Origin of the sequence: Aeromonas sp. QDB23, from assembly GCF_027707745.1 — a bacterium.
Taxonomy (GTDB): domain Bacteria; phylum Pseudomonadota; class Gammaproteobacteria; order Enterobacterales; family Aeromonadaceae; genus Aeromonas; species Aeromonas allosaccharophila.
Genome location: NZ_JAPCJA010000061.1, coordinates 1 through 24,802, shown reverse-complemented (window position 1 = coordinate 24,802; position 24,802 = coordinate 1). Strand labels below are relative to the sequence as shown.

Annotated in this window: 22 protein-coding genes and 1 pseudogene; 13 read left to right on the top strand and 10 right to left on the bottom strand. The window is 59.0% G+C overall.

Going from position 1 to position 24,802, the window contains the following annotated elements; all coding sequences use genetic code 11:
• From PG888_RS19750 to pepQ, 5 genes are all read right to left on the bottom strand, one after another.
• Positions 1-1,322: IS4-like element ISAeme15 family transposase (locus PG888_RS19750; RefSeq protein ID WP_270694097.1), on the bottom strand; the 1,322-nt coding region annotated here is incomplete at its 3' end.
• A 133-nt stretch (positions 1,323-1,455) separates the two neighbouring features.
• Positions 1,456-1,980 carry a menaquinone-dependent protoporphyrinogen IX dehydrogenase gene (gene hemG, locus PG888_RS19745; protein WP_270694095.1) on the bottom strand — a complete coding sequence of 175 codons (525 nt, stop codon included), beginning with the start codon at positions 1,978-1,980 and terminating at the stop codon, positions 1,456-1,458.
• 7 nt (positions 1,981-1,987) lie between these two features.
• Positions 1,988-3,445: a TrkH family potassium uptake protein gene (locus PG888_RS19740; RefSeq protein WP_042656824.1), complete on the bottom strand. Its 1,458-nt coding sequence runs from the start codon at positions 3,443-3,445 to the stop codon at positions 1,988-1,990.
• Positions 3,446-3,481: 36 nt separating this feature from the next.
• Positions 3,482-4,099: a YigZ family protein gene (locus PG888_RS19735; protein WP_270694094.1), complete on the bottom strand. Its 618-nt coding sequence runs from the start codon at positions 4,097-4,099 to the stop codon at positions 3,482-3,484.
• On the bottom strand, positions 4,099-5,421 hold the full coding sequence (gene pepQ, locus PG888_RS19730) for a Xaa-Pro dipeptidase (protein ID WP_270694093.1): 1,323 nt from the start codon (positions 5,419-5,421) through the stop codon (positions 4,099-4,101). Before pepQ ends, PG888_RS19735 begins: the two co-directional genes overlap by 1 nt.
• Positions 5,422-5,611: 190 nt before the next feature.
• Between pepQ and PG888_RS19725 the strand changes: the two genes are divergently transcribed.
• From PG888_RS19725 to PG888_RS19700, 6 genes are all read left to right on the top strand, one after another.
• Positions 5,612-7,549 carry an acetoacetate--CoA ligase gene (locus tag PG888_RS19725; RefSeq protein ID WP_270694092.1) on the top strand — a complete coding sequence of 646 codons (1,938 nt, stop codon included), beginning with the start codon at positions 5,612-5,614 and terminating at the stop codon, positions 7,547-7,549.
• A 204-nt stretch (positions 7,550-7,753) separates the two neighbouring features.
• A complete protein-coding gene (fadB, locus tag PG888_RS19720; RefSeq protein WP_270694090.1) occupies positions 7,754-9,901 on the top strand; it encodes a fatty acid oxidation complex subunit alpha FadB in 2,148 nt (715 codons plus the stop codon).
• Positions 9,902-9,922: 21 nt separating this feature from the next.
• The gene (gene fadA, locus PG888_RS19715; RefSeq protein WP_270694088.1) at positions 9,923-11,086 is read left to right on the top strand and encodes an acetyl-CoA C-acyltransferase FadA; all 1,164 of its coding nucleotides are present in this window, start codon (positions 9,923-9,925) and stop codon (positions 11,084-11,086) included.
• 278 nt (positions 11,087-11,364) lie between these two features.
• Complete coding sequence (locus PG888_RS19710) at positions 11,365-12,087, top strand: response regulator (protein WP_005339475.1); 723 nt, start codon at positions 11,365-11,367, stop codon at positions 12,085-12,087.
• A complete protein-coding gene (locus PG888_RS19705; RefSeq protein ID WP_042060719.1) occupies positions 12,084-13,529 on the top strand; it encodes an ATP-binding protein in 1,446 nt (481 codons plus the stop codon). Before PG888_RS19710 ends, PG888_RS19705 begins: the two co-directional genes overlap by 4 nt.
• Before the next feature lie 4 nt (positions 13,530-13,533).
• Positions 13,534-14,772, top strand: coding sequence for an ABC transporter substrate-binding protein (locus tag PG888_RS19700; RefSeq protein ID WP_111809623.1), 1,239 nt, complete (start codon positions 13,534-13,536; stop codon positions 14,770-14,772).
• A 75-nt stretch (positions 14,773-14,847) separates the two neighbouring features.
• On the opposite strand, the gene PG888_RS19695 is transcribed toward PG888_RS19700, so the two are convergent.
• Complete coding sequence (locus tag PG888_RS19695; protein WP_005339471.1) at positions 14,848-15,039, bottom strand: hypothetical protein; 192 nt, start codon at positions 15,037-15,039, stop codon at positions 14,848-14,850.
• Between the two features lie 169 nt (positions 15,040-15,208).
• Between PG888_RS19695 and tusA the strand changes: the two genes are divergently transcribed.
• The 3 genes and pseudogenes from tusA to PG888_RS19680 form a co-directional block, all read left to right on the top strand.
• The gene (gene tusA / locus PG888_RS19690; protein ID WP_005342448.1) at positions 15,209-15,454 is read left to right on the top strand and encodes a sulfurtransferase TusA; all 246 of its coding nucleotides are present in this window, start codon (positions 15,209-15,211) and stop codon (positions 15,452-15,454) included.
• A 21-nt stretch (positions 15,455-15,475) separates the two neighbouring features.
• Complete coding sequence (locus PG888_RS19685; RefSeq protein ID WP_042060723.1) at positions 15,476-15,823, top strand: RidA family protein; 348 nt, start codon at positions 15,476-15,478, stop codon at positions 15,821-15,823.
• 28 nt (positions 15,824-15,851) lie between these two features.
• Positions 15,852-15,941: pseudogene (locus tag PG888_RS19680) on the top strand (endoribonuclease L-PSP); the annotation flags it as partial.
• Positions 15,942-16,085: 144 nt separating this feature from the next.
• Here PG888_RS19680 and PG888_RS19675 read toward each other — a convergent pair.
• A complete protein-coding gene (locus tag PG888_RS19675; RefSeq protein WP_042060728.1) occupies positions 16,086-16,742 on the bottom strand; it encodes an OmpA family lipoprotein in 657 nt (218 codons plus the stop codon).
• Positions 16,743-16,998: 256 nt separating this feature from the next.
• Between PG888_RS19675 and PG888_RS19670 the strand changes: the two genes are divergently transcribed.
• Positions 16,999-19,035: a bacteriohemerythrin gene (locus PG888_RS19670; protein ID WP_270694087.1), complete on the top strand. Its 2,037-nt coding sequence runs from the start codon at positions 16,999-17,001 to the stop codon at positions 19,033-19,035.
• Between the two features lie 114 nt (positions 19,036-19,149).
• On the opposite strand, the gene PG888_RS19665 is transcribed toward PG888_RS19670, so the two are convergent.
• Both PG888_RS19665 and PG888_RS19660 read right to left on the bottom strand, forming a co-directional pair.
• Positions 19,150-19,488 (bottom strand): hypothetical protein, encoded by a 339-nt coding sequence (locus PG888_RS19665; RefSeq protein WP_042060731.1) that lies wholly within the window; start codon positions 19,486-19,488, stop codon positions 19,150-19,152.
• Between the two features lie 78 nt (positions 19,489-19,566).
• On the bottom strand, positions 19,567-20,154 hold the full coding sequence (locus PG888_RS19660; protein WP_270694086.1) for a DNA-3-methyladenine glycosylase I: 588 nt from the start codon (positions 20,152-20,154) through the stop codon (positions 19,567-19,569).
• Positions 20,155-20,376: 222 nt separating this feature from the next.
• Here PG888_RS19660 and glyQ point away from each other — a divergent pair, with 222 nt between their 5' ends.
• The 3 genes from glyQ to PG888_RS19645 all read left to right on the top strand — a co-directional run bounded on the left by glyQ (position 20,377) and on the right by PG888_RS19645 (position 24,162).
• Complete coding sequence (glyQ, locus tag PG888_RS19655; RefSeq protein ID WP_270694085.1) at positions 20,377-21,300, top strand: glycine--tRNA ligase subunit alpha; 924 nt, start codon at positions 20,377-20,379, stop codon at positions 21,298-21,300.
• A gap of 9 nt (positions 21,301-21,309) precedes the next feature.
• Positions 21,310-23,379, top strand: a complete 2,070-nt coding sequence (gene glyS / locus PG888_RS19650; protein WP_111809619.1) for a glycine--tRNA ligase subunit beta — start codon at positions 21,310-21,312, stop codon at positions 23,377-23,379.
• A 129-nt stretch (positions 23,380-23,508) separates the two neighbouring features.
• Positions 23,509-24,162 (top strand): hypothetical protein, encoded by a 654-nt coding sequence (locus PG888_RS19645; RefSeq protein WP_270694083.1) that lies wholly within the window; start codon positions 23,509-23,511, stop codon positions 24,160-24,162.
• Here the strand turns inward: PG888_RS19645 and PG888_RS19640 are convergent.
• The coding region (locus tag PG888_RS19640; protein WP_270694081.1) for a biosynthetic peptidoglycan transglycosylase at positions 24,106-24,802 on the bottom strand (697 nt) is incomplete at its 5' end. The two genes, PG888_RS19645 and PG888_RS19640, sit on opposite strands and share 57 nt — an antisense overlap.

Here is a 24,802-nt window from a genome sequence, read left to right as displayed (position 1 = left end):
GCATTGCGATCTACCGGAAAACGGGTCTTTGATATCTTCACCGCCCTGGGTCTCGATGGCCTGGGGCGTTTTTCTATAAACATGACGCCTATGCTCCCCCGCAACTCTGCCAACCTCCGTGGCGTATGGGCTGGCGATAACGCGCCCGCCATCACTGCCATCTGGTTCGCGATGAACTGACAGGCAAACTTGAAGCTCACCTCATTGGGCGCTCGCTGATGAGCTACGGCGGCCTGGCTCGCCTCCCGCCTGACCAGATTGTATCCAAGCAGCAATCCCCACAGCTCCTGATAAACCAAGTCCACTTTCTTGCTTCTCAGCGTGATGGCATTGTGTTGCATCGCGCTTTTGATATCCCGGTATCCCAGCTCGATTTCCCAGCGCTCGTGGTACTGGGTCGCCACCTGAGCTGCGCTGAATCGGGTTACGGGCAGGGAGGTAAAGACCGTTTTTTCCTTGCCTGCCACCTCATAGGTCACTGCACGAACTTGCCAGTGTGTCGGTAACTCGGGGTTTTTCTTGCGAGCCTGAGGCGAGACCGTCATTTGCAACAGACGGTCACCATCGCCATAGCGCTCCAGTTCCGTGTATACCAGCCCCTTGCGTTCCGGGATGAGCCAGTGACGGTCAGTGTCTTCGGCCTGAATACGTAGCAACAGGTCGGCACCGAAGAAGCCTTTATCCAGCAGGGTCACCGATTTGTCCGGCAATGAGTGAATGAACTCGCTGGCCAGGGGGATCTCCCCTTTGCGGTACGGGCTGATGGCCGCGTTGGCAATGACATGCGAGCGGACATTCATCAGCGTGACCAACCGCAGCATCGGGTAGGGTGTCTGCCGGTTGGTTGAGGTGTTACCCGAGCCGAAATGTGCTCTGAGTTCAGGCATATCCTGGGTTCGGAACAGGGCCCCATCGATGGCAAAGACCTGTAAACCGTGCCAATGATCTTCAGGATAACGTTCCCGCCCCCACACATCGGCGCACTGCTTGAACAGCCACTCGAGTGGCTGTTTGCCGAGTCGCTGACGGGCTTGAGACAGGGCACTGTCCGCGAGCAAGGCATCATTGGCCAACCCTTCTGCACAGATGTTGAGGCGCCGAGCGACCTCGGAGATGGGCTCATTGCGAAAAAAGGCCATGCCCACGACGAGCCACAAGACCATATCAGAAGGTAAGCGGCGGCGGCGAATAGTGGCCTTTTCAGACAAGGCGGCAGCGGCAGTAATCCATTCGTCGGGAATATGGTCGGCAAAAATGGCCAGCCGAGCCAGCATGTCGCCAGATGCCTCAATAACGTCGTTCAGGTCGTTTGCAATAGACATAAAAAATCCGGAACCAGTGACTGATTCCGGATTGTCCCACAGCAGAAGGATCGGTCAATGGATCCTTAACTGATCAGCATTGCGCATCGGCGGGGCTGTTTCGGGCAATAAACCCTGAATTTACATCACACTGCTACCTTTTTGACCAGAATTCGCGGGCGAAGCTGCGCACCTTTTCCCAATCGGTAAACTCGAGGTCCTTGCTGGTATCGGTACTGCCACCGGTGATCTTCATGATCAGCTGGATGATGCGAGTCTGCCACCAGTTATAGCGGGAGTACTGCAGCGCACCGGCAAAGACGCCCAGGGTTTTCGGCTTCCAGGGTGAGAGGCACAGGAACTTCTTCATATAGGCATTGGTTTGCGGCGTCTGCTTCTCTGGCTTGCGGGCAGTCAGGTTGACGCAGAAGAAGGCCGCATTGGCCACTTCCAACTGCTCCTGATGGGCATGAATAAAGCTGAACAGGCTGGGATGGAAGTTGCCATAACGAATGGAGGCACCGATCAAGACCTTGGCATACTTGCTGAGGTTGCACATCGGCAAGGTGTGCAGGTCATGCATCACCGCTTCACATCCCGGCATCTGCTCCAGCATGACATCGACTATTTTGCGGGTTTGGCCATCCCGAGAGGAATAAAGCACCAGAATCTTGTCCATAACAACCTCAACTACGCCAGAATGCAGGAGTAAACAGTACCAGAAGCGTGAAAATTTCCAATCGGCCAAACAACATGGCCACCACCAGCACCCACTGGGCCGCAGGCGAGATATTGCCGAAGTTGGCAGAGACCTCTCCCAGCCCCGGACCTACGTTGGTGAAAGCCGCCGCCACGGCGGTGAATGCGGTCACTTCGTTCAGCCCCGTCATCAGCAACAGCAGCATGAATATAAAGAAGAGAATGATATAGGTAGCGAAGTAGCCCCACACCGCCTCGACGATGCGCTCGGGCACCGCCCGATTCCCCAGCTTCAAGGTATAGATGGCTCTGGGGTGGACCAGCCGCTTCAGCTCGCGCATCCCCTGCATAAACAGGATCATGAAACGCATCACCTTGATGCCGCCGCCGGTACTGCCCGCGCAACAGCCGATAAAGGCGGAGAACATCAGCAGCATGGGCAGGAACGAGGGCCAGTCGGCATAGGTAGTGGTGCTGTAGCCGGTGGTGGTACCCAGAGAGACTGCCTGGAACAGCCCGTGGTTGAGCGCCTCTTGCCAGGTGGCGTAGTGTCCGTGGGTCAGCAAGGCGACAAAGCAGATCATCACCAGGGTCGCTTGAATGGCCAGGAACACCTTGAGTTCCGAGTCATATAGATAGCGCCCGATCCGAACCGGACGGTGGGAGAAAACGGTAAAGTGGAGCGCAAAGTTCACGCTGGCCAGCAGCAGGAACACCACGGTAATCAGGTTGATGACCGGACTGTTGAAAAAACCGATGCTGGCGTCGTGGGTGGAGAAGCCGCCGACCGACAGGGTCGAGAACGAATGGCACACCGCATCGAACAGCGTCATCCCGGCCAGCCAATAGGCCAGCGCACAGAGCGCGGTCAGCAGCAGATAGATGAACCAGAGCGCCTTGGCCGTTTCGGCGATACGCGGCGTCACCTTGGTATCCTTCACCGGCCCCGGGATCTCGGCACGGTAGAGCTGCATGCCACCGATCCCGAGCAGCGGCAGAATGGCCACCGCCAGTACGATGATCCCCATCCCACCCAGCCACTGCAGCAGCTGGCGATAGAACAGAAACGCCTTGGGCAGATTATCGAGCCCGGTCAGTACCGTTGCGCCTGTGGTGGTCAGGCCGGAAAAAGATTCGAAGAAGGCCTCCGAGACCGACATATCCGGCACGTCGCTCATGATGAAGGGCACCGCCCCCACACTGCCCAGCACGGTCCAGAACAGCACCACGATGAGGAAGCCCTCTTTCGAGCGCATCTCCTTCTTGTGATAGCGGTTGGGAAACCAGAGCACCACCCCGAGCAGCAGAGCGATCAGAAAAGAGCTGACGAACTCGGCACCACCACCATCCCGATAGCCGAAGGCCACCAGTGCAGGCAACAGCATGGTCGAGCTGAACAGCGCAACCAGCAGGCCAACAATGCGAATAATGCTCAGGATGTGCATTACAGCTCCCTTTCCCCAATTAAAGAGCGATGGATTCTAGCCATCTAAGGGACTGAGGGATACCCGCCCATGAGTCCGGTCGGTCAATTCACGGTCCACCTGAGCCCAAACCGCGGACTCCCACGTCACCTGCAAGGTGACCTGCTGACCGTAATCAGCCGCCAGCAATTCGCCACTGTGGCTGCAGATCAGCGACTCGACCGTCCCCATGTCACCGTAATCACAGTGAATGAGAGAGGGGGTGCGCGGCACCTTGAGCAGGGTTGGCAGTTGCTTGAGGGCGGCACCGACGCCGCCCCCATAGGCTTTGACCAGTCCACCGGTACCAAGCTGGATGCCGCCGTAGTAACGCACCACCACGGCGCAGATTTCACCGAGCCCCGACCCCATCAACTGGGCCAGGATCGGCTTGCCCGCCGTACCGGACGGTTCGCCATCATCGCTGAAGCCATAGACCTGACTATCTTGCGGCGCGCCCGCCACAAAGGCCCAGCAGTGATGGCGAGCAGTCGGATGTTGGCGCTTGATCTCGTTGACCCACCCCTTGGCCGCCTCGACAGTCGGGGTGTGGGCAATCAGGGTAATGAAGCGGCTCTTCTTTATCTCTTCGGTCAACTCCAGCGGGGCAGCCGGAATGGAATAGGCTACCGCCATCAGAGCCCTGCTTGTCTGGTCATGTTCTCCACCCCGTTGGCGTGCAGCACTATATTGTCTTCGATGCGGATGCCACCAAACGGCCGCAGTGCCTCGACCTTGTTCCAGTTGACCCGTTTGCCCTGTTCGCCCTGACGCAGCGGCTCCAACAAACTGTCGATGAAGTAGAGCCCCGGCTCGATGGTGAACACCTGATCCACCTCCATCACCCGGGTGCAGCGCAGATAGGGGAACAACTCGGGCGCCGCCAGATGGGTGCCGCGCTCATCCTGCATGAAACCGCCCGCATCGTGTACCTGCAGACCAAGGAAGTGGCCGAGGCCGTGGGGGAAGAAGACGTTGGTCACCCCGGTGTTGATCATCTCGTCTACCGACATGTCCACCAGCTCGGTCGCTTGCAGCAGGCGCGCCAGCTTGTGGTGCATCTGCAGATGCAGCTCGCTGTAGCGGCGACCCGGTTTGATCTCCTTGATGATCTCCTGCTGCTGCTCGTCGAGGGCAGCTATCAGATCGGCGAACTCGCCGCGCCGCCACGCCCAGGTGCGGGTGATGTCGGAGGCATAACCGTGAAAATCGACGCCGGCATCGATCAGGAAGGAGTGACGCTCCACATCCGGCACCCGCAAGGCAGACAAATGGGTGTAGTGCAGGATGGCCGCATTGCGGTTGATGGCGACAATATTGCCGTAGGGCGCCTCATTGGCCCCCTGCCCGACCGCCTTCATATAGGCCAGATTGATCTCGAACTCGCTCGCCCCCGCCATAAAGGAGTCCTTGGCGGCGATATGGCCACGGACACCGATGCGGTTCGCCTCGCGCAGACACTCCAGCTCGTAGGGGGTCTTGTAGGCACGGTGATAGTGCAGGTAGTTAAGCACCGCCTCGGGATTGGGCTGGGTCAGCCCCAGCAGCTCGGCCACCTCCAGATGGCCGCCCAGGTAGGCCCACTCCTGCTTGTTGGCAGGCAGATGATCGGCCACCTGCTCCGGCCTTGTCAGGAAACGGATATCGAAGAACTCGACCCAGAAGGCATTGGGCAGATCCGCCACCTTGTGCCAGAAATCGACCGGACGGTAGAACAGCAATACCGGTTTGTTCACCCCGTCCACCAGCAGCCAGCAGTGGGGATTGTCCAGCACCGGCAACCAGGCCTTGAAGTGCGGGTTTACCTTGAACGGGTAATCCTGATCATCGAGGAAGATGCGGTGGGTCTGGCCGGAGTGGATGGCCAGTCCGCTGAGCCCCTGTTGTTGCAGAATGTCGCGGGTGCGCTGCTGCAAGGTATCGAGGTGCTGGGCAAAAAGTTGGCTGTAGCTGCTCATGGCGTCCTGCTCCGAGGTGAATGTGATAGCAGCATAACACCAAGCTCGGGGCTGCTCGACCCGTCAAGCTGCCGCTTCGTGAGGTAACGCATGCGTTACAACCTGTTTGTTATCAACGAAAAACCAATCATTAACAAATCAAAAACAATTCAATACACTGCCGGTAGATACATGAAGTCAGGGATTACTCATGGACAACCTCTGCCTGTGGCAACCGGATCCGCTCGGGATGCAGCAATCCAACCTCTACCGTTTTATGGCGGAGGTGAACCGTTTCCACGGCTTGCAGTTGCAGAACTATGCCCAGCTTTACCAATGGTCGGTGGAGAAGACCACCCGTTTCTGGCCGCTGGTATGGCAACACTGCGGCGTCAAGGGCGAGCTCGGCAACATAGTGGCGGAAAACCGTCAGGATATGCAGCACACCCGCTGGTTCCCCGACAGCCGCCTCAACTTCGCCGAGAACCTGCTGCGCCGACAAGACGAGAGCCCGGCCATCATCTCCCGCATCGAAGGGAGCCCAAGCCGCACCCTCAGCTGGCGTGAATTGAGTGATCAGGTGGCCCGGCTGGCTCAGTGGCTACGCCATCAGGGGATTGGTCGTGGCGACGTGGTGGCGGCCTATCTGCCCAATATTCCGGAAACCGTGGTTGCCATGCTGGCAAGCACCAGCCTCGGGGCGATCTGGACCTCCACCAGCCCCGACTTCGGTGAAGCCAGCGTGGTGGAGCGTTTCGGCCAGACCCGGCCGCGGGTGCTGTTCGCGGTGGATGGTTATCGCTACAACGGCAAGGAGATCGACATTCAGCAGAAGGTCGCCAGCGTGGTGAGCCAGTTAGGCAGCATAGAGCAAACGGTGATGATCCCCCTGCTCGGCAACCCGCTGCAGCTTGGTCACGACTGGCAGCAACTGCTGGCGAGCCAAAACGGTGCCCAGCTCGCCTTCGAGCCGATGGCCTTCAACGATCCGCTCTACATCCTCTACTCCTCCGGCACCACCGGCAAACCCAAGTGCATCGTGCACGGCATCGGCGGCACCCTGCTGCAACACCTGAAAGAGCACCAGCTGCATTGCGACATCAAACCGGGGGAGCGGATCTTCTACTTCACTACCTGCGGCTGGATGATGTGGAACTGGCTGGTGAGCGCCCTCGCCTCCGGCGCAACTCTGGTGCTCTACGATGGCTCGCCGTTTTATCCGGACGGCAACGTGCTGTGGGATCTGGCCCGCGACGAGCAGGTCAGCTTGTTCGGCACCTCGGCCAAGTATCTCGACGCGCTGCACAAACAGGGTTATGCCCCCATTAACAGCCACGACTTGCCGCAGTTGCGGCTGATCTGCAGCACCGGCTCAGTGTTGTCGCCGGAGGGGTTCGACTACGTCTATCAGCAGATCAAGCAGGATGTGCAGCTCAGCTCCATCTCAGGCGGCACCGATATCTGCTCCTGCTTCGTCATCGGCAATCCGCTCAGCCCTGTCTATCGCGGCGAGAGTCAGGGGCGCGGCCTCGGTCTCGCGGTGCAGGTATTCAACGAAGCGGGCCAGCCGGTGCAGGGGGAGAAGGGTGAGCTGGTCTGCACCAAGCCGTTCCCGGCCCAGCCCATCTACTTCTGGGGCGACGAAAATGGAGACAAATACCACGCCGCCTACTTCGAGCGGTTCGACAACATCTGGTGCCACGGCGACTGGATCGAGCTAACCCCGACCGGCGGCATTCTGTTCTACGGCCGCTCCGATGCAACCCTCAACCCGGGCGGCGTGCGGATCGGCACCAGCGAGATCTACCGCTATGTCGAGCAGCTGGACGAAGTGGAAGAGAGCATCGTCATCGGCCAGCAGTGGCAACAGGACGAACGGGTGGTGCTGTTCGTCAAACTCAAGGCGGGTTGCAAGCTGGACGAGCCGCTGCGCGAGCGGATCCGCCAGCAAATAAACCAACACTGCACCGCCCGCCATGTGCCGGCCCGTATCCTGCAGGTGGATGCCATCCCTCGCACCAAATCCGGCAAGATCGTCGAACTGGCGGTGCGGGAGGTAGTGCACAACCGGCCGGTCAACAACACCCATGCCCTTGCCGATCCAGAGGTGCTGAACCAGTATCGCAACCGGCCGGAATTGGCCAGTTGATAACAAACTCACATCCATCCGAGGCGCCGCAAGGCGCCTCTCTTTTGCCCGTTTTGTGATGAAGAGCTTTTACTCGACAACTGTTAAACAAATGTTTTAAATAGGTGTTGAAAATGTCTCCTTTTGGATCAATAGTGAGCCTCGCCCCCTGCTGGGGATAAAGGAGCAACACCCCCCACTGAGTGGGAACAAGGAGACACTCTCATGATCTACCAAGGCGAAACCCTGTCGGTCAGCTACCTCGAAAACGGCATTGCCGAGCTGAGGTTTGATGCCCCGGGTTCAGTCAACAAGCTGGATCGCGCTACCCTGCTCTCCCTGAGCGAAGCGATCGCCGCATTACAACAAGAACGTGAACTAAAAGGTCTGATCCTCACCTCCGGCAAAGACGCCTTTATCGTCGGTGCCGACATTACCGAATTCCTGGAACTGTTCGATCTGCCGCAGGAAGATCTGCTCGGCTGGCTGAAAAAGGCCAACGACATCTTCAACGCCATCGAAGATCTGCCGGTACCGACCCTCTCCGCCATCAAAGGCCATGCGCTGGGCGGCGGCTGCGAAACCATCCTCTCCACCGACTTCCGTCTGGCCGACACCACCGCCAAAATCGGCCTGCCCGAGACCAAACTCGGCATCATGCCGGGCTTTGGCGGCACAGTCCGTCTGCCGCGAGTGATCGGCGCCGACAACGCGCTCGAGTGGATCACCACCGGCAAGGATTATCGTGCCGATGACGCCCTCAAGGTGGGTGCCATCGATGCCGTGGTCGCCCCTGATGCGCTGCAGAGCGCTGCGCTGCAGATGATCAAGGACGCCATCGCGGGCAAACTGGACTGGCAGAGCCGTCGCGCCGCCAAGAAAGCGCCGCTGCGCCTCTCCAAACTGGAAGCCATGATGAGCTTCACCACCGCTGCCGGCATGGTTGCCGCCGTGGCGGGCAAACACTATCCGGCACCGATGACGGCGGTGAAAACCGTCGAGGCCGCTGCTGGCATGGGCCGTGACGAAGCGCTGGCCGCCGAGGCACAGGGCTTTATCAAGCTGGCCAAGACCGATGTCGCCAAGGCGCTGGTCGGCATCTTCCTGAACGATCAGCACATCAAGGCGCTGGCCAAGAAGGCGGCCAAACAGGCTAGCAAGGCCACTGGCCACGCCGCCGTACTGGGTGCCGGCATCATGGGCGGCGGCATCGCCTACCAGTCTGCCAGCAAGGGCATTCCGGCGGTGATGAAGGACATCAACGAGAAGGCGCTGGCACTTGGCATGGGCGAAGCCACCAAGCTGCTCAACGGCCAGCTCGAAAAGGGCCGCATCGACGGCATCAAGATGGGCCAGGTGCTCTCTGCCATCACTCCGACCCTCAGCTATGACAACGTCAAAGGCGTGGACGTCGTGGTCGAAGCCGTGGTCGAGAACCCGAAAGTGAAGGCCGCCGTACTGGGTGAAGTGGAAGGCGTGATCGGCGAAGACGCCGTGCTCGCCAGCAACACCTCCACCATCCCCATCTCTCTGCTGGCCAAGGGACTGAAGCGCCCGCAGAACTTCTGCGGCATGCACTTCTTCAACCCGGTGCACCGCATGCCGCTGGTGGAGATCATCCGCGGCGAGCAGACCTCCGATGAAACCATCAACCGCGTGGTGGCCTACGCCGCCGCCATGGGCAAGTCCCCGGTCGTGGTCAACGACTGCCCGGGCTTCTTCGTCAACCGCGTGCTGTTCCCCTACTTCTTCGGCTTCAACAAGCTGGTCGCCGATGGCGCCGACTTCGCTGCCGTCGACAAGGTGATGGAGAAGGAGTTTGGCTGGCCCATGGGCCCCGCCTACCTGCTGGACGTGGTCGGCATCGACACCGGCCACCATGCCGGTGACGTGATGGCGCAGGGCTTCCCGGCACGCATGAGCAAGGAAGGTCGCACCGCCATCGACGTGATGTACGAAGTGAACCGCTTCGGTCAGAAGAACGGCAAGGGCTTCTACGCCTACGAGCAGGACAAGAAGGGCAAGCCGAAGAAGGTGGCTGACGCCGCTGCTTACGAGCTGCTGGCCCCCATTGCCAAGCCGAAACAGGATTTCGACAAGGACGCCATCATCGCCCGCATGATGATCCCGATGATCAACGAGGTGGTGCTCTGTCTGGAAGAGGGCATTGTCGCCACACCAGCCGAAGCCGACATCGCGTTGGTCTACGGTCTGGGCTTCCCTCCCTTCCGCGGCGGCGTGTTCCGCTATCTGGACACCATTGGTCTGGATCGCTACGTGGCCATGGCCGACCAGTATGCCGATTTGGGCCCGCTCTACCGCGTCAGCGACAAGCTGCGCGAGATGGCTGCCCATGGCAAAACCTTCTACTGATTGCGGAAAGGAGATCCATTCATGAAAGACGTAGTCATTGTCGACTGTATCCGGACCCCGATGGGCCGGTCCAAGGGCGGCGCCTTCCGCAACGTGCGTGCAGAAGACTTGTCCGCGCACCTGATGAAATCCATCCTGCTGCGCAACCCCAACCTCGACCCGAACGAGATCGAGGATATCTACTGGGGCTGCGTGCAGCAGACCCTGGAGCAGGGCTTCAACATCGCCCGCAACGCCGCGCTGCTGGCTGGTATTCCGAAGCAGGTGGGGGCGGTCACCGTCAACCGTCTGTGTGGCTCCAGTATGCAGGCGCTGCATGACGCTTCCCGTGCCATTCAGGTGGGTGATGGGGACATCTTCATCATCGGCGGCGTCGAGCACATGGGCCACGTGCCGATGAGCCACGGTGTGGACTTCCACCCCGGCATGGCCAAGTCGGTGGCGAAAGCCTCCGGCATGATGGGGCTGACCGCCGAAATGCTCGGCAAGCTGCACTGCATCAGCCGCCAGCAGCAGGACGAGTTTGCCGCCCGCTCCCACCGTCGCGCTTATGCTGCGACCGTGGAAGGGCGCTTCGCCAAAGAGATCGTCGGGCTGGAAGGCCATGATGCCAGCGGCGCCCGCTTCTTCTACGACTACGACGAAGTGATCCGCCCGGAGACCACGGTCGATGGCTTAAGCCAGCTGCGCCCGGCATTTGACCCGGTCAACGGCACCGTCACCGCGGGCAGCTCCTCGGCGCTGTCCGATGGCGCCGCCGCCATGCTGGTGATGAGTGCGGATCGCGCCAAGGCGCTCGGCCTCACGCCCCGCGCCAGAGTGCGTGCCATGGCCATTGCCGGTTGCGATGCCGCCATCATGGGTTACGGCCCGGTGCCGGCCACCCAGAAGGCGCTCAAGCGTGCCGGTCTGACCATCGGCGATATCGATCTGTTCGAGCTGAACGAGGCGTTTGCCGCCCAGTCCCTGCCCTGCGTGAAGGATTTGGGTCTGCAGGATCTGGTGGACGAGAAGGTCAACCTGAACGGCGGCGCCATTGCGCTGGGCCACCCGCTCGGCTGCTCCGGTGCCCGCATCTCCACCACCCTCATCAACCTGATGGAGGAGAAAGATGCCACGCTAGGGGTTGCCACCATGTGTATCGGTCTGGGTCAGGGCATCGCCACCGTATTTGAACGGGTGTGATAACCAGCCGGATCGACGGGATGCACTACTGAGAGTTGTCCCTTTTCGGGGTCAGTCTGACTGGCCCCTTTTCAAGTCTGTGACGATCGCCACACGGGGTGAGCGTCAGTGGTCAGAAGCTGTCTGTTGGCCGTCCCGTTTGGGTCGGCCTTTTTTCGTTTTAACCTTATCAATAGGCTGTTATTGCCTTAAACCTCACATTAGATGGGGGGCTTGCTTGCTTTTTACTCCCCCGACAGGTTCAATCTGCACAAAAAAATGGGTGGATGCACATACATATGTCAATGAGCAAACAACTGCTGATCGTCGATGACGACCAAGAGATCCGCGAGCTGCTCAATGAGTACCTGACCCGGGCGGGCTTTCAGGTATTGACGGCGGCGGAGGGCAACGAGATGCGCCAGCAACTCGCCCAGCACAGCCCGGACCTGATTATTCTGGACATCATGATGCCCGGCGAGGACGGTTTTACCCTCTGCCAGCAGATCCGTCGTGACTCCCAGGTGCCCATCATCATGCTGACCGCCGCCTCCGATGAAGCGGATCGGGTGATCGGCCTGGAACTGGGTGCCGACGACTATATCGCCAAGCCGTTCAGCCCCCGTGAACTGCAGGCCCGTATCAAGGCGCTGCTGCGCCGCGCCGAATTCCGCCAGCCGGAAAAAGAGAAAGAGCCGAGCCGTCGGCTGCGTTTTGCCGAGTGGACCCTCGACACCCTGAGCCACCAGCTGACCCATGACGATGGCAGCCTGCTGGATCTCTCCGGCAGCGACGCCATGCTGCTCGGCATGTTCCTGCAACAGCCCGGCGTAGTGCTGGATCGCGATACCATCTCCGATGCCACCCGCGGCCGCGAAAGCCTGCCGATGGAGCGCGGCATCGATGTGCAGATCAGCCGTCTGCGCCAGAAGCTGGGCGACAACGGCAAGAGCCCGCGCATCATCAAGACCATTCGCGGTAGCGGCTACATGCTGATTGCCGAGGTGCACGAACTGCCATGAGCAACAAGTGGTCCTGGGGGGCGCTGGTGCCCCGCTCCCTGCTGTCACGGATGATCCTGCTGCTGTTGCTGGCCATCCTGCTCTCCCAGACCATTCTGACCGGCATCTGGATGCAGCAGATCCAGAAGCGGGAGCTGGAGGGGATGATCAGCACCACCCGCAACCTGGCGCTCTCCGCTGCTTCCACCGTCAACTTCTTCAAATCCCTGCCGCTGCAGTATCGCCATATCGCGCTGGACCAGCTGCGCAACATGGGTGGCAGCCGCTTCTTCGTTTCGCTCAACGAGGAAGAGATCCACATCAACGCCATCCCCGAGAGCGAGCGCAAGACGCTGGTGCTGCAGGAGGTGCAGGGGGTGCTGACCCGCAAGCTCTCCGATGCCATGGCGATCAAGGTGGACTTCTCCCGGCCCGACGACCTCCACGTCTTCAACAACGACACCTTGCTGGCGGATCTCCCCTCCTCCTGGGCCCGCTACACCCTGTCGCTGGAACCGCTCAACCCGCCGGTGCTGGTGACCCAGATCGAAATTGAAAAGGGGGAGTGGCTCTATCTGGCGGCCCTGCTGCCCGCCCCCTACATGACCCTCGACGATACCGTGATGCCGAGCAATCAGGTGCGTTTCATCGCCCTGATGACGGTATTCCTCTGCTTCTTCACCTTTATGCTGGTGCGCTGGCAGACCCGCCCGCTGCGCCGTCTCGCCAAGGCGGCGGTCAACCTCGGCAAGGATATCGACCAGCCCTCGCTGAAAGAGGAAGGGGCATCGGAAATCGTGGCGGCCACCCGCGCCTTCAACATCATGCAACACCGCATCCGGCGCTATATCGACGATAGAGAGCGGCTGTTCAGCTCCATCTCCCATGACCTCAAGACCCCCATCACCCGGCTGCGACTGCGGGTCGAGCTGCTTGACGACGAGGTGCAGATCGGCAAGTTCAACAAGGATCTCGACGAACTGGAACTGATGGTGAAGGGGGCGCTGCAAACGGTCAAAGAGACCGACATTCACGAGAACATCGAGGAGATCGACATCAACGCCCTGCTGGAGCAGATGGCGGAGTCGATGAACCTGCACGACGAGCGGCTGACTATCGAAGGCCACTGCAAGTGGCCCTATCGCGGCAAGCTGCTGGCGCTCAAACGCTGCATCGGCAATCTGGTGGACAACGGCATCAAGTACGGCCAGAAGGTGCGTATCATCATCATGGATGACGAGGAGATGCTGATCCTCTTTATCATGGACGAGGGCCCCGGCCTGCCGGATGACCAGTTCGAGCGCATCTTCGAGCCCTACTACCGGCTCAGCACCGATCAGGCGGGCACCGGCCTCGGCCTTGGCATCGCCCGCAACATTGCCCACGCCCACGGCGGCGATCTGGTGCTGGAAAACCGTCCGCAAGGTGGCCTGCAGGCCACGCTCTCCCTACCAAGGCAGTAACCTTATGAAGTGGTTGTCTTTTTCTGTCATCGCCCTGCTATCACTACCGGCGTGCGCCTCTCAGGTGGAGGTGCTGCACTGGTGGACCTCCGGCGGTGAAGCCAAGGCCGTGGAGGTGCTCAAATCCGAGTGGACCGAACAGGGCAACCAGTGGAACGACTTCGCGGTACAGGGCGGCGGCGGCAAGAGCGCCATGACGGTATTGAAGAGCCGGGCGCTGGCGGCCAACCCGCCGGAGGCAGCCCACCTCAAGGGCTATGAACTCAAGGAGTGGGCCGGACTCGGCTTTTTGCGCGATCTCAGCCCGATGGCCGAACACCTCGGCTGGTACGCCAAAATGCCCCCCATGGTGCGGGCCACCCTCAGCCAGAGTGACGCCCTGATGGCGGTGCCGACCGGCATTCACCGGGTCAACTGGTTGTGGCTCAACCGCAAGGTGTTCGAGCAGCAGAAGCTCACTCCACCCACCGACTGGGCCCAGTTCGTCACCATCGCCGACCAGCTTAAAAAACGGGGTATCACCCCGCTCGCCATCGGCAACGAGCCCTGGCAGCTGGCGGTGTTGTTTGAAACGGTGGCGCTCGGTGAGGGCGGCAAGGAGTTCTACCGCAAGGCATTCCTCGAACAGGACAGCGCCACCCTGACCGGCCCCGACATGGTGCGGGTGCTGACCCGCTTCCAGCAGCTGCGTGCCTATGTGCCGCAAAAATACGCCGGTCTGAAGTGGCATCAGGCCACCAATCTGCTGGAGAGCGGTGGCGCCGCCATGCAGGTGATGGGTGACTGGGTGAAGGGGGAGCTGAGCGCGGGCAACTACCGGCCGGGTGAGGATATCGCCTGCCTGCCGAGCCCGGGCAGCGCCGGGTTGTTCAGCTACAACCTCGACTCCATCGCCATGTTCAAGCAGCGGGATCCGGCCCAGCTGCAGGCCCAGGGCGAGCTGGCCCAGCTGCTGATGACGCCGACATTCCAGGCAGAGTTCAACCGGGTGAAGGGGTCGATCCCGGCGCTGACCAACCCCGACATGAGCAAGTTCGACCGCTGCGCCGTCCGCTCCTATCAGGATTTCCTGCTGGCGGAAAAGCAGGACAACCTGCTGCCCAGCATGGCGGAGGGGATGGCGACGCCGACCAATATGCGTCAGGCGATCATGGATGTGCTGAGCAACTACTTCAACGACCCCAAAGCGAACCCGCAGCAGACGGCGCTGCATCTGGAGCGGGCCATGCGTTCGACCCGCTGATCCGGGCAAATGGCTGATCGGCAGAAATGACAAAGGCGGAATTGCTCCGCCTTTGTTGTTGAATCGTCATCCGGTTCAGGATTGATCGTTTTCGTCCTCATCCTCGTCATAGTAATCGCTGAGCTCGATCCAGAGCCCCAACCCCACCATCACCATGGAGCCGAACCAGGTACCGGTGTTCCCGATCGGGCTGCCCATCACTATCATGGCGAAGGACAAGAACCCCATGCCTGCATAGGCTTGTAATCTGCCGTAGGAGACCTGCATATTCACCTCCTTGTTGAATATGGTTCAATTTTTATATTACTCGTCCGGCGCAATCTGGATAGGGCCGAATAACATTTTGGTTACATATGCTGGTTAATGGGTCGTTTGTTTGATTATTTTTTAGCCCTGAGTATCATTGGCAGCCGAATAGGTTGAAGGTTGATAATAGATGAGTGATTTATTCTGCGATGCAACCCATGAGTTGGATGCAATCGGGCTTCGTTGCCCGGAACCCGTTATGATGGTTCGCAAAAAAGTGCGGCTGATGGCGGATGGCGAGACCCTGCTGGTCAGCGCCGACGATCCTTCAACCACCCGCGACATCCCCAGTTTCTGCCGCTTTATGGATCACACCCTGGTCGCCAGCGAGACAGAGCAGGCCCCCTACCGCTATCTGATCCGCAAGGGTCAATAAGCCCCCGTACCGGAGCACTCCATGACAACCATTACCCGAATCGGCACCACCCAGCGTTGGTCAGACGTGGTCATCCACAATGGCACCCTCTATGTGGTGGAAGTGCCCGCCAGCGAAGAGGCTGACATCCACCAGCAGACCCGCGAAGTGCTGGCGAGCCTGCAGCGTCTGCTGGAAGCCAACGGCTCCGGCGTCGACAAGATCCTGATGGCCAACATCTATCTCAAAGACATTCAGGACATCGCCGCCTTCAACGAGCAGTGGGATGCCTGGATCCCGGCTGGCACCGCACCGGTTCGCGCCTGCGTACAGGCCCGTCTGGCCCACGAAGGCTACAAGGTCGAAGTGCAGCTCACTGCCGCTGTCTAAGCAAAACGGGATGCCTGGCTCCCCTGATGCCGACACCGCACCGGTTAGAGCCTGCGTACAAGCCCGCCTCGCCCACGACGGTTACAAGGTGGAAGTGCAGCTGACTGCAGCGGTCTAAGAGGCGGTTATCCCCCTCATCCCCGCCCCTTCTCCCGCAAGGGGAGAAGGGAGCAAAGAATAAGGAGCCATTGCTAGCCACGGCTCCAATAGAAAGGCCCCGCCATTACTGGCGGGGCCTTTTCGTTACCAAAACCTGAACGACTTAGGCGGTCGGGGTCAGGGTAATGGTCACGCGACGGTTCTGGGCTTTGCCAGCTGCGGTGCTGTTGGAGGCGATCGGCTGATCCGGGCCTACACCGGTGGTGGAGATGCGGCTGCCAGCGACACCCTGACCAATCAGCTGGGCGGCAACGGCATCGGCGCGCTCGCGGGAGAGCTTCATGTTCAGATCGCGGGAGCCGCTGCTGTCGGTGTGACCGACCACGTTCAGGCGGGTCTTGTCGAACTCGGCAACCACCATGGCCACACCGGAGAGGGTGTTGGCACCGGCCGCTTTCAGCTGGGCGCTAGAGCTGTCGAAGGTGACGTTGTTCGGCATATTGAGGATCAGCTGGTCGCCATTGCGGGTAACGCTGACGCCGGTGCCTTGCAGCTTCTCGCGCAGCTTGGCTTCCTGCACATCCATGTAGTAACCGATACCGCCGCCCAGCGCCGCACCTGCCGCCACGCCAGTCAGGATCCCCTTCTTGCGGTCACCCTTGCTGGAGGACATGGCACCGATTGCCGCGCCGGTTGCGGCACCGGCCAGTGAACCCCAGACCGCCTTGGAGGTCTGCTGCTCACCGGTGTACGGGTTGGTAGTACAGCCGCTCAGGGCCACGGCCAGCGCAACCGCCGGAACAATTGTCTTGAAATGCATGAAAAAAACCTCTGAAAAAACCGACTCAAAACCGGAAAGCGCGCATTCTACCCCAGCCGCGTGCCAAGGTGTGACGTCAGGATACGGATTGCGCCCTCTTCTGGCGGATGGCCGCCATTATGCCGGGCTGCACTGGACAAGAGCTGAACACCGGACCCTCCCCCATGACCGAGCCCCCGGCCACAAACGCCCGCGGGCTGGCTGACGCCATTGACTACTATTGAAGGCACCATCAATAGATCTTTGAGGTCTCGCCATGTTTGCACTGCTTCGCAACCTCTCGATCCGCCATCTGCTGTTGGGCGCGAGCCTGGTTATCCTGCTGACCATGGTGCTGGGCGGCATCTGGCGCAGCACCCTGACCGATCGGCTCGGACAACTGCCAGAACAGCTGATCACCAGCGCCAACCGGCAAATCACCCTGCAGGAGCTGCGTTATCACACTACTCAAGTGCAGCAATTTCTAACCGATGCGGCCGTCTCGGGGGAGCAGGACTCCGTTACCGAGGCGGAGCAGCATGCCCAGACTGCCCGGCAGCTGCTCGACACCCTGCCACAGTTGCAGAGTGCTCTCACCCCCTTGCTGGCCCGCCAACTGGAGACAGGAAAACGGATGGTCGATGCCTATCTCAAGGAGGGGCGCGAAGCAGGCAACCGCCTGATGAAACAGCCGGGCGAGGGATTTGACGCGATAACCGATAGCATCGCCACTCAGGTGGCAGGGGCGCTGGAGCAGCAACAACAACAGCTGATGAGTCAGGAGCAGGAGATCGCCAGCCAAAGCAGCGCCCTGCAAAGCCAGGATCTGCTGCTGCTCGTGGTCAGCCTCACCATCATCATGCTGATGCTGCTGCTGATCCATCTCAAGACGGTGCGGCCACTGCAACAGCTGATGACCCAGCTGGTCGAGCTGGCCAACCACAGCCACAACCTCACGTTCCGGCTGCGCAGCCGCGGGCAGGACGAATTCGCCTACCTCGCCACCGTCTTCAACCGCTTCCTCGACAATATCGACAGCCTGATCGGCTCGGTGCAGCAGGTCTCTCACAAGACCCACGACAAGATGGCACTGCTGATGAACCATTCCGGCAGCACCCTGAGCAGCATGCAGCGGGCACAGCAAAGTACCGACATGCTGGCGACCGCCATCAACGAAATGACCGCCACCGTCCACAACATCGAACACAATACCGAGCAGGCCAGTCAGGATACCCTGCTCACCCAGCAGCAGGCCCACGATGGCCAGCAGCAGGTGAGCCAGACCATCGCCCTGATCCGTCAGGTGGCCACCCATATCGAGCAATCCGCCGGTGAGGTGACCCGGCTGGATCAGGAGAGCAGCCAGATCGGCAACATTCTGCAGGTGATCAGCACCATCTCGGAACAGACCAACCTGCTGGCGCTCAACGCCGCTATCGAGGCGGCACGGGCTGGCGAACAGGGGCGCGGCTTTGCGGTGGTCGCCGACGAGGTACGTCAGCTGGCAACCCGCACCCAGGCCGCCACCGTCGATATCCAGCAGCGGATCGAAGCGTTGCAGAACAACACCCGCCATGCCGTCAGCACCATGCATACCACCCGCAATGTCAGCGAACAGGCGGTCAACCAGGCCGCGGGCACCGGCGAAACCCTCAATGGTATTGTCTCGGCCATTACCCGGGTCGCCGACATGAATGGCCAGATCGCCACGGCAGCCGAGCAACAGGCTCAGGTCGCGGAAGAGACCAATCGCAACGTCATGCAGGTTGCCAATATTGCTCGTGAATGCCTCGAGCTGGCCCGCGAGAGCCGTGCCCACACGCGCGACCTGAACCAGTCCAATGAGGAGATCAGCCTGATCAGCGACCAGTTCGAGGTGAGCCAGCAGCAATCAACGGGCCATGAACACGACCTGCTGCGCTGGAACGAGACGTTCATGGTGGGTGTGGCGAGCGTGGATCGTCAGCACCAAGGGCTGTTCGACGCGATGAACCGCTTCTACCACGCGGTCAGTGATAACAGTCCGGCGCAGGTGCGCAAACAACGGCTGGACGAACTGCTCAAGCTCGCAATTCAGCACTTTGCCGACGAGGAGCGCAGTATGGAACAGGCGCGCTATCCCGAGCTGCAACGCCACAAACAGGAGCATGCCAGGCTGCTGGCCGAGCTGGGCAACCTGATCCGCCGCGAAGATGGCGACGAACAGGATCTCAACATGGAGATGATCATCTTCCTCAAGAGCTGGCTGCTCAACCATATCCTGAAGGTGGACAAGCAATACAGCGAGTGCATGGTAAAGGCGGGAGTTGCGTAAGCCACCACCCGGCGACCAGATGCAAAAAGGCTCCCGTTTTCGGGAGCCTTTTTCTTGTCACACTGTTTGGCTGCCAGCGGTTGGCCAGATCGGGCCACTGCCATGACGCGAGGATCAGCGGCGGCGGATATCCCGCGCATCTTCCCGCACATCCTGCTTGAACTGGCGCTTGTCCTGACGGCAGTCGACGTTGTTCAGGTACTCTTCCTGACGGCAATCCTGCTTCATGTCGCGAGCCTGCGGGCGGCCATCCTGACGCACATCGCGGGCATCCTGACGGGCGTCCTGATGACCGGTGTAGCTATCCTGACGAACATCCCGTGCGTCGCTGCGGGCATCCTGACGAATGTCGCGCGCCTCTTTGACCGCCAGCGCAGGCAGTGAGGTCAGCAGGGTGGCGCAAGCCAGGATCAGGGCGCGGCAGGCGCGTCCGCGAACAGTGATGAAAGACATGAATGACTCCTTGATTGGGGAGCGCAATTCTGAACGGCCATCACTGTATCCCGACTGAACCGGATACCACAAAGGGGCTCAATCCGGCTTCTTTTTCTGCTCTTTTTGGCACTCGGCGTGGCAAGGACAGCTGACCAGATGATCGTTCACCATCCCCACCGCCTGCATAAAGGCGTAACAGATGGTGCTGCCGACGAAGTTGAAACCGAGCTTTTTGAGCGCCTTGGCCATAGCATCCGACTCCGGCGACGTGGCCGGAATATCGCCATTGCCCTGGCGCTGGTTGACGATGGGGGCGCCGCCGACAAAGCCCCACAAGTAGTCGGCGAAGTCGATCCCCTGCTCCTGCAACGCCAGATAGGCGCGGGCATTTCTGATGATCGACTGTACCTTGAGCCGGTTGCGGATGATGCCGCTGTCCTGCATCAACCGCTCTACATCCTGCTCGTCGAACTGCACGATGCGGTGCGGATCGAAGTCGGCATAGGCGCGGTAGTAGCTCTCGGTACGCTTCAGGATGGTGATCCACGACAGCCCCGCCTGCTGGCCGTCGAGGCAGAGCTTGGCAAACAGTTCGCGGGGGTCATAGACCGGCCTGCCCCACTGTTTGTCATGGTATTCAATGTATTCCGGGTCTTTGGTCACCCAGGCGCAACGCAGTTCCATTTTCTCTCCCTTATGATTTCAGCGGCTTCCCCGACCCTGCCCACTCGGCTGGCGGCATCGCTCACATCCTGTACCGGACATCCCGCCCGACCAGCCAGGACGCAGTGCCATCCCGTGAATCCGCTGCAATTTCGCCTATTATCCGACCATGCCAGACGGTATACTCCCTCGGTTCACATTCAGCAAATCTTGCTCTGATTTTCACTTCGCGCGAAAAAAATTATGCAAAAATTCGATGTCAAAACCTTTCAGGGCCTGATCCTGCAGCTGCAGGACTATTGGTCCCGCCAGGGCTGTACCATCATTCAGCCGCTGGATATGGAAGTGGGTGCCGGTACTTCCCACCCCATGACCTGTCTGCGTGCCCTGGGCCCGGAGCCCATCGCCTGCGCCTACGTGCAACCGTCCCGCCGTCCGACCGACGGCCGCTACGGTGAAAACCCGAACCGCCTGCAGCACTACTACCAGTTCCAGGTGATCATCAAGCCTTCCCCCGACAACATTCAGGAACTCTATCTGGGCTCCCTGAAAGAGCTGGGTATGGATCCGCAAATCCATGACATCCGCTTCGTGGAAGACAACTGGGAAAACCCGACACTGGGTGCCTGGGGTCTGGGTTGGGAAGTGTGGCTGAACGGCATGGAAGTAACCCAGTTCACCTACTTCCAGCAGGTTGGCGGCCTCGAGTGCAAGCCGGTCACCGGCGAGATCACCTACGGTCTCGAGCGTCTGGCCATGTACATTCAGGGCGTAGACAGCGTCTACGATCTGGTCTGGTCTGACGGCCCGCTGGGCAAGACCACCTACGGCGACGTGTTCCACCAGAACGAAGTGGAGCAATCCACCTACAACTTCGAACACGCCGATGTGGAGTTCCTGTTCCACTGCTTCGAGCAGTACGAGAAGGAAGCCCAGCACCTGCTGGCACTGGAAAAACCGCTGCCGCTGCCTGCCTACGAGCGCATCCTCAAAGCCGCTCACTCCTTCAACCTGCTGGATGCCCGCAAGGCCATCTCGGTCACCGAGCGTCAGCGCTACATCCTGCGCATTCGCACCCTGACCAAGGCCGTGGCAGAGGCATACTACGCCTCCCGCGAAGCGCTGGGCTTCCCTATGTGTCAGCGCAGTGAGAACAAGCAAGGTTAAGGAACGGACATGGCACAACATACATTTCTGGTAGAGATCGGTACTGCTGAGCTGCCGCCCAAAGCCCTGCGCTCCCTGGCCGAAGCCTTTGCCGACAACCTCAAAAGCGAACTGACCAAGGCCGATCTGGCCTTCGGCGACGTCGAGTGGTTTGCCTCACCGCGCCGTCTGGCGCTGAAAGTGAGCGAGCTGGCTGGCGAACAGCCGAGCAAGAGCGTCGAGAAGCGCGGCCCGGCCGTGTCTCAGGCGTTCGATGCCGAAGGCAAGCCGACCAAGGCTGCCGAAGGCTGGGCCCGTGGCAACGGCATCACCGTTGAGCAGGCCGAGCGTCTGGTCACCGACAAGGGTGAGTGGCTGGTTCACACCGCCAAGGTCGAAGGCCGTCCGGCCAAAGATCTGCTGGGCGAGCTGGTTAGCCAGGCACTGGCCAAGCTGCCGATCCCCAAGATGATGCGCTGGGGCGACAAGACCATCCAGTTCGTGCGTCCGGTGTTCACCGTGACCCTGCTGCTGGATGGGGATCTGGTGCCCGCTCACATTCTGGGTATCGACTCTGCCCGCACCCTTCGCGGTCACCGCTTTATGGGCGAGAGCGAGTTCACCATCGACAACGCCAGCCAGTACCCGCAGATCCTGCAGGAGCGCGGCATGGTGATTGCCGATTTCATGGCGCGCAAGGCCAAGATCAAGGCTGACGCCGAAGCGGCCGCTGCCGCCTTCGGTGGCGTGGCCGATCTGGACGACGCCCTGCTGGAAGAAGTCACCGCACTGGTCGAGTGGCCGGTGGTGCTGACCGCCAACTTCGAAGAGAAGTTCCTGGCCGTTCCCGCTGAAGCGCTTGTTCACACCATGAAGGGTGACCAGAAGTACTTCCCGGTCTACGACAAGAACGGCAAGCTGCTGCCGAAGTTTATCTTCGTCACCAACATCGAGTCGAAAGACCCGAGCCAGATCATCAGCGGCAACGAGAAAGTGGTTCGCCCCCGTCTCTCAGACGCCGAGTTCTTCTTCAAGACTGACCTCAAGCAGACCCTGGCCTCCCGCCTGCCGCGCCTTGAAACCGTGCTGTTCCAGCAACAGCTGGGCACCGTCAAGGCCAAGGTCGAGCGCATCGAAACCGTCGCCGGCTTTATCGCCGAGCGTATCGGCGCCGATGTGGCTCAGGCCAAGCGTGCCGGTCTGCTCTCCAAGTGTGATCTGATGACCAACATGGTCGGCGAGTTCACCGACACCCAGGGTGTCATGGGGATGCACTACGCCCGTCACGATGGCGAAGACGAAGCGGTGGCCGTGGCCCTCAACGAGCAGTACATGCCGCGCTTTGCCGGTGATGCCCTGCCGTCCGGTCTGGTTGCCTGCGCCGTCGCGCTGGCCGACAAGTTCGACACTCTGGCCGGTATCTTCGGCATCGGCATGCTGCCGAAGGGTGACAAGGACCCGTTCGCCCTGCGTCGCGCCGCCATCGGTGCCCTGCGCATCATGACCGAGAAGCAGCTGGATCTGGATCTGGTTGAACTGGTTGAGGAAGCGGTACGCGTCTACGGCGACAAGCTGACCAACAAAACCGTCGTCACCGACGTGGTCGACTTTATGCTGGGCCGCTTCCGCGCCGCCTATCAGGACGAAGGCATCGGTGCCGACGTGGTGCTGGCCGTACTGGCCCGCCGCCCGACCCGTCCGCTCGACTTCGATCGTCGCGTCAAGGCCGTCAGCCACTTCCGCACCCTGGATGCCGCACTGGCACTGGCTGCCGCCAACAAGCGCGTGAGCAACATTCTGGCCAAGGTCGAAGGCGAATTGCCGACTGCCGTCAAACCGGAACTGCTGGTCGATGCCGCCGAGAAGGCGCTGGCCACCCAGGTTGCCGAACTGCAAGCCGAACTGGCTCCGCTGTTCGCTGCCGGTGACTATCAGGCTGCCCTCACCCGTCTGGCCGCCCTGCGCGAGCCGGTCGATACCTTCTTCAACGAAGTGATGGTGATGGCTGACGACGAGGCCCTCAAGGCCAACCGTCTGGCGCTGCTGAACAACCTGCGCAACCTGTTCCTGCAAGTCGCGGATATCTCCCTGCTGCAGTGATGTTGGTTGAGTAAGTGATATTAAAAACGGCGCCGCGAGGCGCCGTTTTTGTTTGAGCACTTTATGATATTGAATATACGTTTAACTAAAGATATAGTGTTCAAAATATAATTAGGATGAACCGTAAACATGGAACTAGCAAATATAATCGTAAGCTTTTTTCTAACCGGTGTCGTTGGTCTATATGTATCAAGTCGCTTCCAAGAGAAGAACTTTCTGCATCAAATAAAGACTAATCGCTCAGAACGAGAAATAGATAAGCTGCGTGAAATAGCTAAGTCATTAGAAAAAATGTCTGGTGAGCGAATTTATTATAGCCGCCTGCTTCTTGACTCTCTGGCTGATAAAGAATTAAAATTAGATAGTGATATATTAAAACAAGCTAGGGAAGAATATAAAAATGCCAAAAACAATTGGAATGAAAGCTTAAACCCTTTATTTATAGAACTTTACAGTATTGATATGTATGACTATGCTAGAGATATTGAAAGAAATATTCATGATAACTTTAGGCATGCTCACAATGCGATTTATAAATTAATAAAAGACGGTCACTCCATAGACTCTATAATTGCAGGCAAAAGACATCTTGATTCTGCTTTTACAGAGACCAGAAGAATATCTTCAGAAATCATTAAACACTCCAATAGTCGTTGGAAACAGATTATGGATGGTGATACTGAAGCTTTAGCCGAACATAATCTAACAAAAGCTTCAACTTGGACTCTATTTCGAGCCCTCTTCAACAAGAACCCGAACGTTTTGCGCATAAGACGCTCTTGATTTAACAATTTCAAACCATTCACTTTTTGGATTTAAAGGCTTTGGTCTCAATAACATAGCAGCAATAAATGCACTTTCATCCTTTTCTAGCATAGACAAGTCTTTATTAAAAAGTACATTTGCTGCTTTTTCAGCCCCAATGAGACGAGAACCAAAAAAAGCATTTTTTAAGTAACAGCGTATGATTTGTTTTTTGGTAAAATGAAAATTTACCAACCAAGACAGTAGTATTTCATATAACTTTCTATATATGGTCATATCTTTAAATTCGGTAATGGTTCTAACCATTTGCATATCTATGGTGCTAGCACCTCCATGTTTTTTTCTTCGTATTTTTTTGATCAATTCTCTTGCGGATGCCTTGATATCAAAACCACAATGATTCACAAATCGACGGTCTTCTAAGGCCATCACATAATGCTCTAATTCGGTAAACTCCCCATGCTTATCTGAATCGCACATTTTATGTGAAATAGATAACAGGTCTCTATTTAAATCAATTAATAGATTTCTGAATCTTCTATAATGTCGAGTGTTAAATGGTTGGGCAGTCATATTTATAACCTTAACCATCCCCTCATATGAGCGAGGCGTGGCGCGGCTTCTGAGGTATGATCGCCATCCTTGACCAGCTAATACC

What these genes read in the sequence shown, in the direction of transcription:
- hemG (WP_270694095.1), bottom strand. Translation starts at nt 1,980, where the DNA reads ATGGACAAGATTCTGGTGCTTTATTCCTCTCGGGATGGCCAAACCCGC.
- PG888_RS19740 (WP_042656824.1), bottom strand. Translation starts at nt 3,445, where the DNA reads ATGCACATCCTGAGCATTATTCGCATTGTTGGCCTGCTGGTTGCGCTG.
- PG888_RS19735 (WP_270694094.1), bottom strand. Translation starts at nt 4,099, where the DNA reads ATGGCGGTAGCCTATTCCATTCCGGCTGCCCCGCTGGAGTTGACCGAA.
- pepQ (WP_270694093.1), bottom strand. Translation starts at nt 5,421, where the DNA reads ATGAGCAGCTACAGCCAACTTTTTGCCCAGCACCTCGATACCTTGCAG.
- PG888_RS19725 (WP_270694092.1), top strand. Translation starts at nt 5,612, where the DNA reads ATGGACAACCTCTGCCTGTGGCAACCGGATCCGCTCGGGATGCAGCAA.
- fadB (WP_270694090.1), top strand. Translation starts at nt 7,754, where the DNA reads ATGATCTACCAAGGCGAAACCCTGTCGGTCAGCTACCTCGAAAACGGC.
- fadA (WP_270694088.1), top strand. Translation starts at nt 9,923, where the DNA reads ATGAAAGACGTAGTCATTGTCGACTGTATCCGGACCCCGATGGGCCGG.
- PG888_RS19710 (WP_005339475.1), top strand. Translation starts at nt 11,365, where the DNA reads ATGTCAATGAGCAAACAACTGCTGATCGTCGATGACGACCAAGAGATC.
- PG888_RS19705 (WP_042060719.1), top strand. Translation starts at nt 12,084, where the DNA reads ATGAGCAACAAGTGGTCCTGGGGGGCGCTGGTGCCCCGCTCCCTGCTG.
- PG888_RS19700 (WP_111809623.1), top strand. Translation starts at nt 13,534, where the DNA reads ATGAAGTGGTTGTCTTTTTCTGTCATCGCCCTGCTATCACTACCGGCG.
- PG888_RS19695 (WP_005339471.1), bottom strand. Translation starts at nt 15,039, where the DNA reads ATGCAGGTCTCCTACGGCAGATTACAAGCCTATGCAGGCATGGGGTTC.
- tusA (WP_005342448.1), top strand. Translation starts at nt 15,209, where the DNA reads ATGAGTGATTTATTCTGCGATGCAACCCATGAGTTGGATGCAATCGGG.
- PG888_RS19685 (WP_042060723.1), top strand. Translation starts at nt 15,476, where the DNA reads ATGACAACCATTACCCGAATCGGCACCACCCAGCGTTGGTCAGACGTG.
- PG888_RS19675 (WP_042060728.1), bottom strand. Translation starts at nt 16,742, where the DNA reads ATGCATTTCAAGACAATTGTTCCGGCGGTTGCGCTGGCCGTGGCCCTG.
- PG888_RS19670 (WP_270694087.1), top strand. Translation starts at nt 16,999, where the DNA reads ATGTTTGCACTGCTTCGCAACCTCTCGATCCGCCATCTGCTGTTGGGC.
- PG888_RS19665 (WP_042060731.1), bottom strand. Translation starts at nt 19,488, where the DNA reads ATGTCTTTCATCACTGTTCGCGGACGCGCCTGCCGCGCCCTGATCCTG.
- PG888_RS19660 (WP_270694086.1), bottom strand. Translation starts at nt 20,154, where the DNA reads ATGGAACTGCGTTGCGCCTGGGTGACCAAAGACCCGGAATACATTGAA.
- glyQ (WP_270694085.1), top strand. Translation starts at nt 20,377, where the DNA reads ATGCAAAAATTCGATGTCAAAACCTTTCAGGGCCTGATCCTGCAGCTG.
- glyS (WP_111809619.1), top strand. Translation starts at nt 21,310, where the DNA reads ATGGCACAACATACATTTCTGGTAGAGATCGGTACTGCTGAGCTGCCG.
- PG888_RS19645 (WP_270694083.1), top strand. Translation starts at nt 23,509, where the DNA reads ATGGAACTAGCAAATATAATCGTAAGCTTTTTTCTAACCGGTGTCGTT.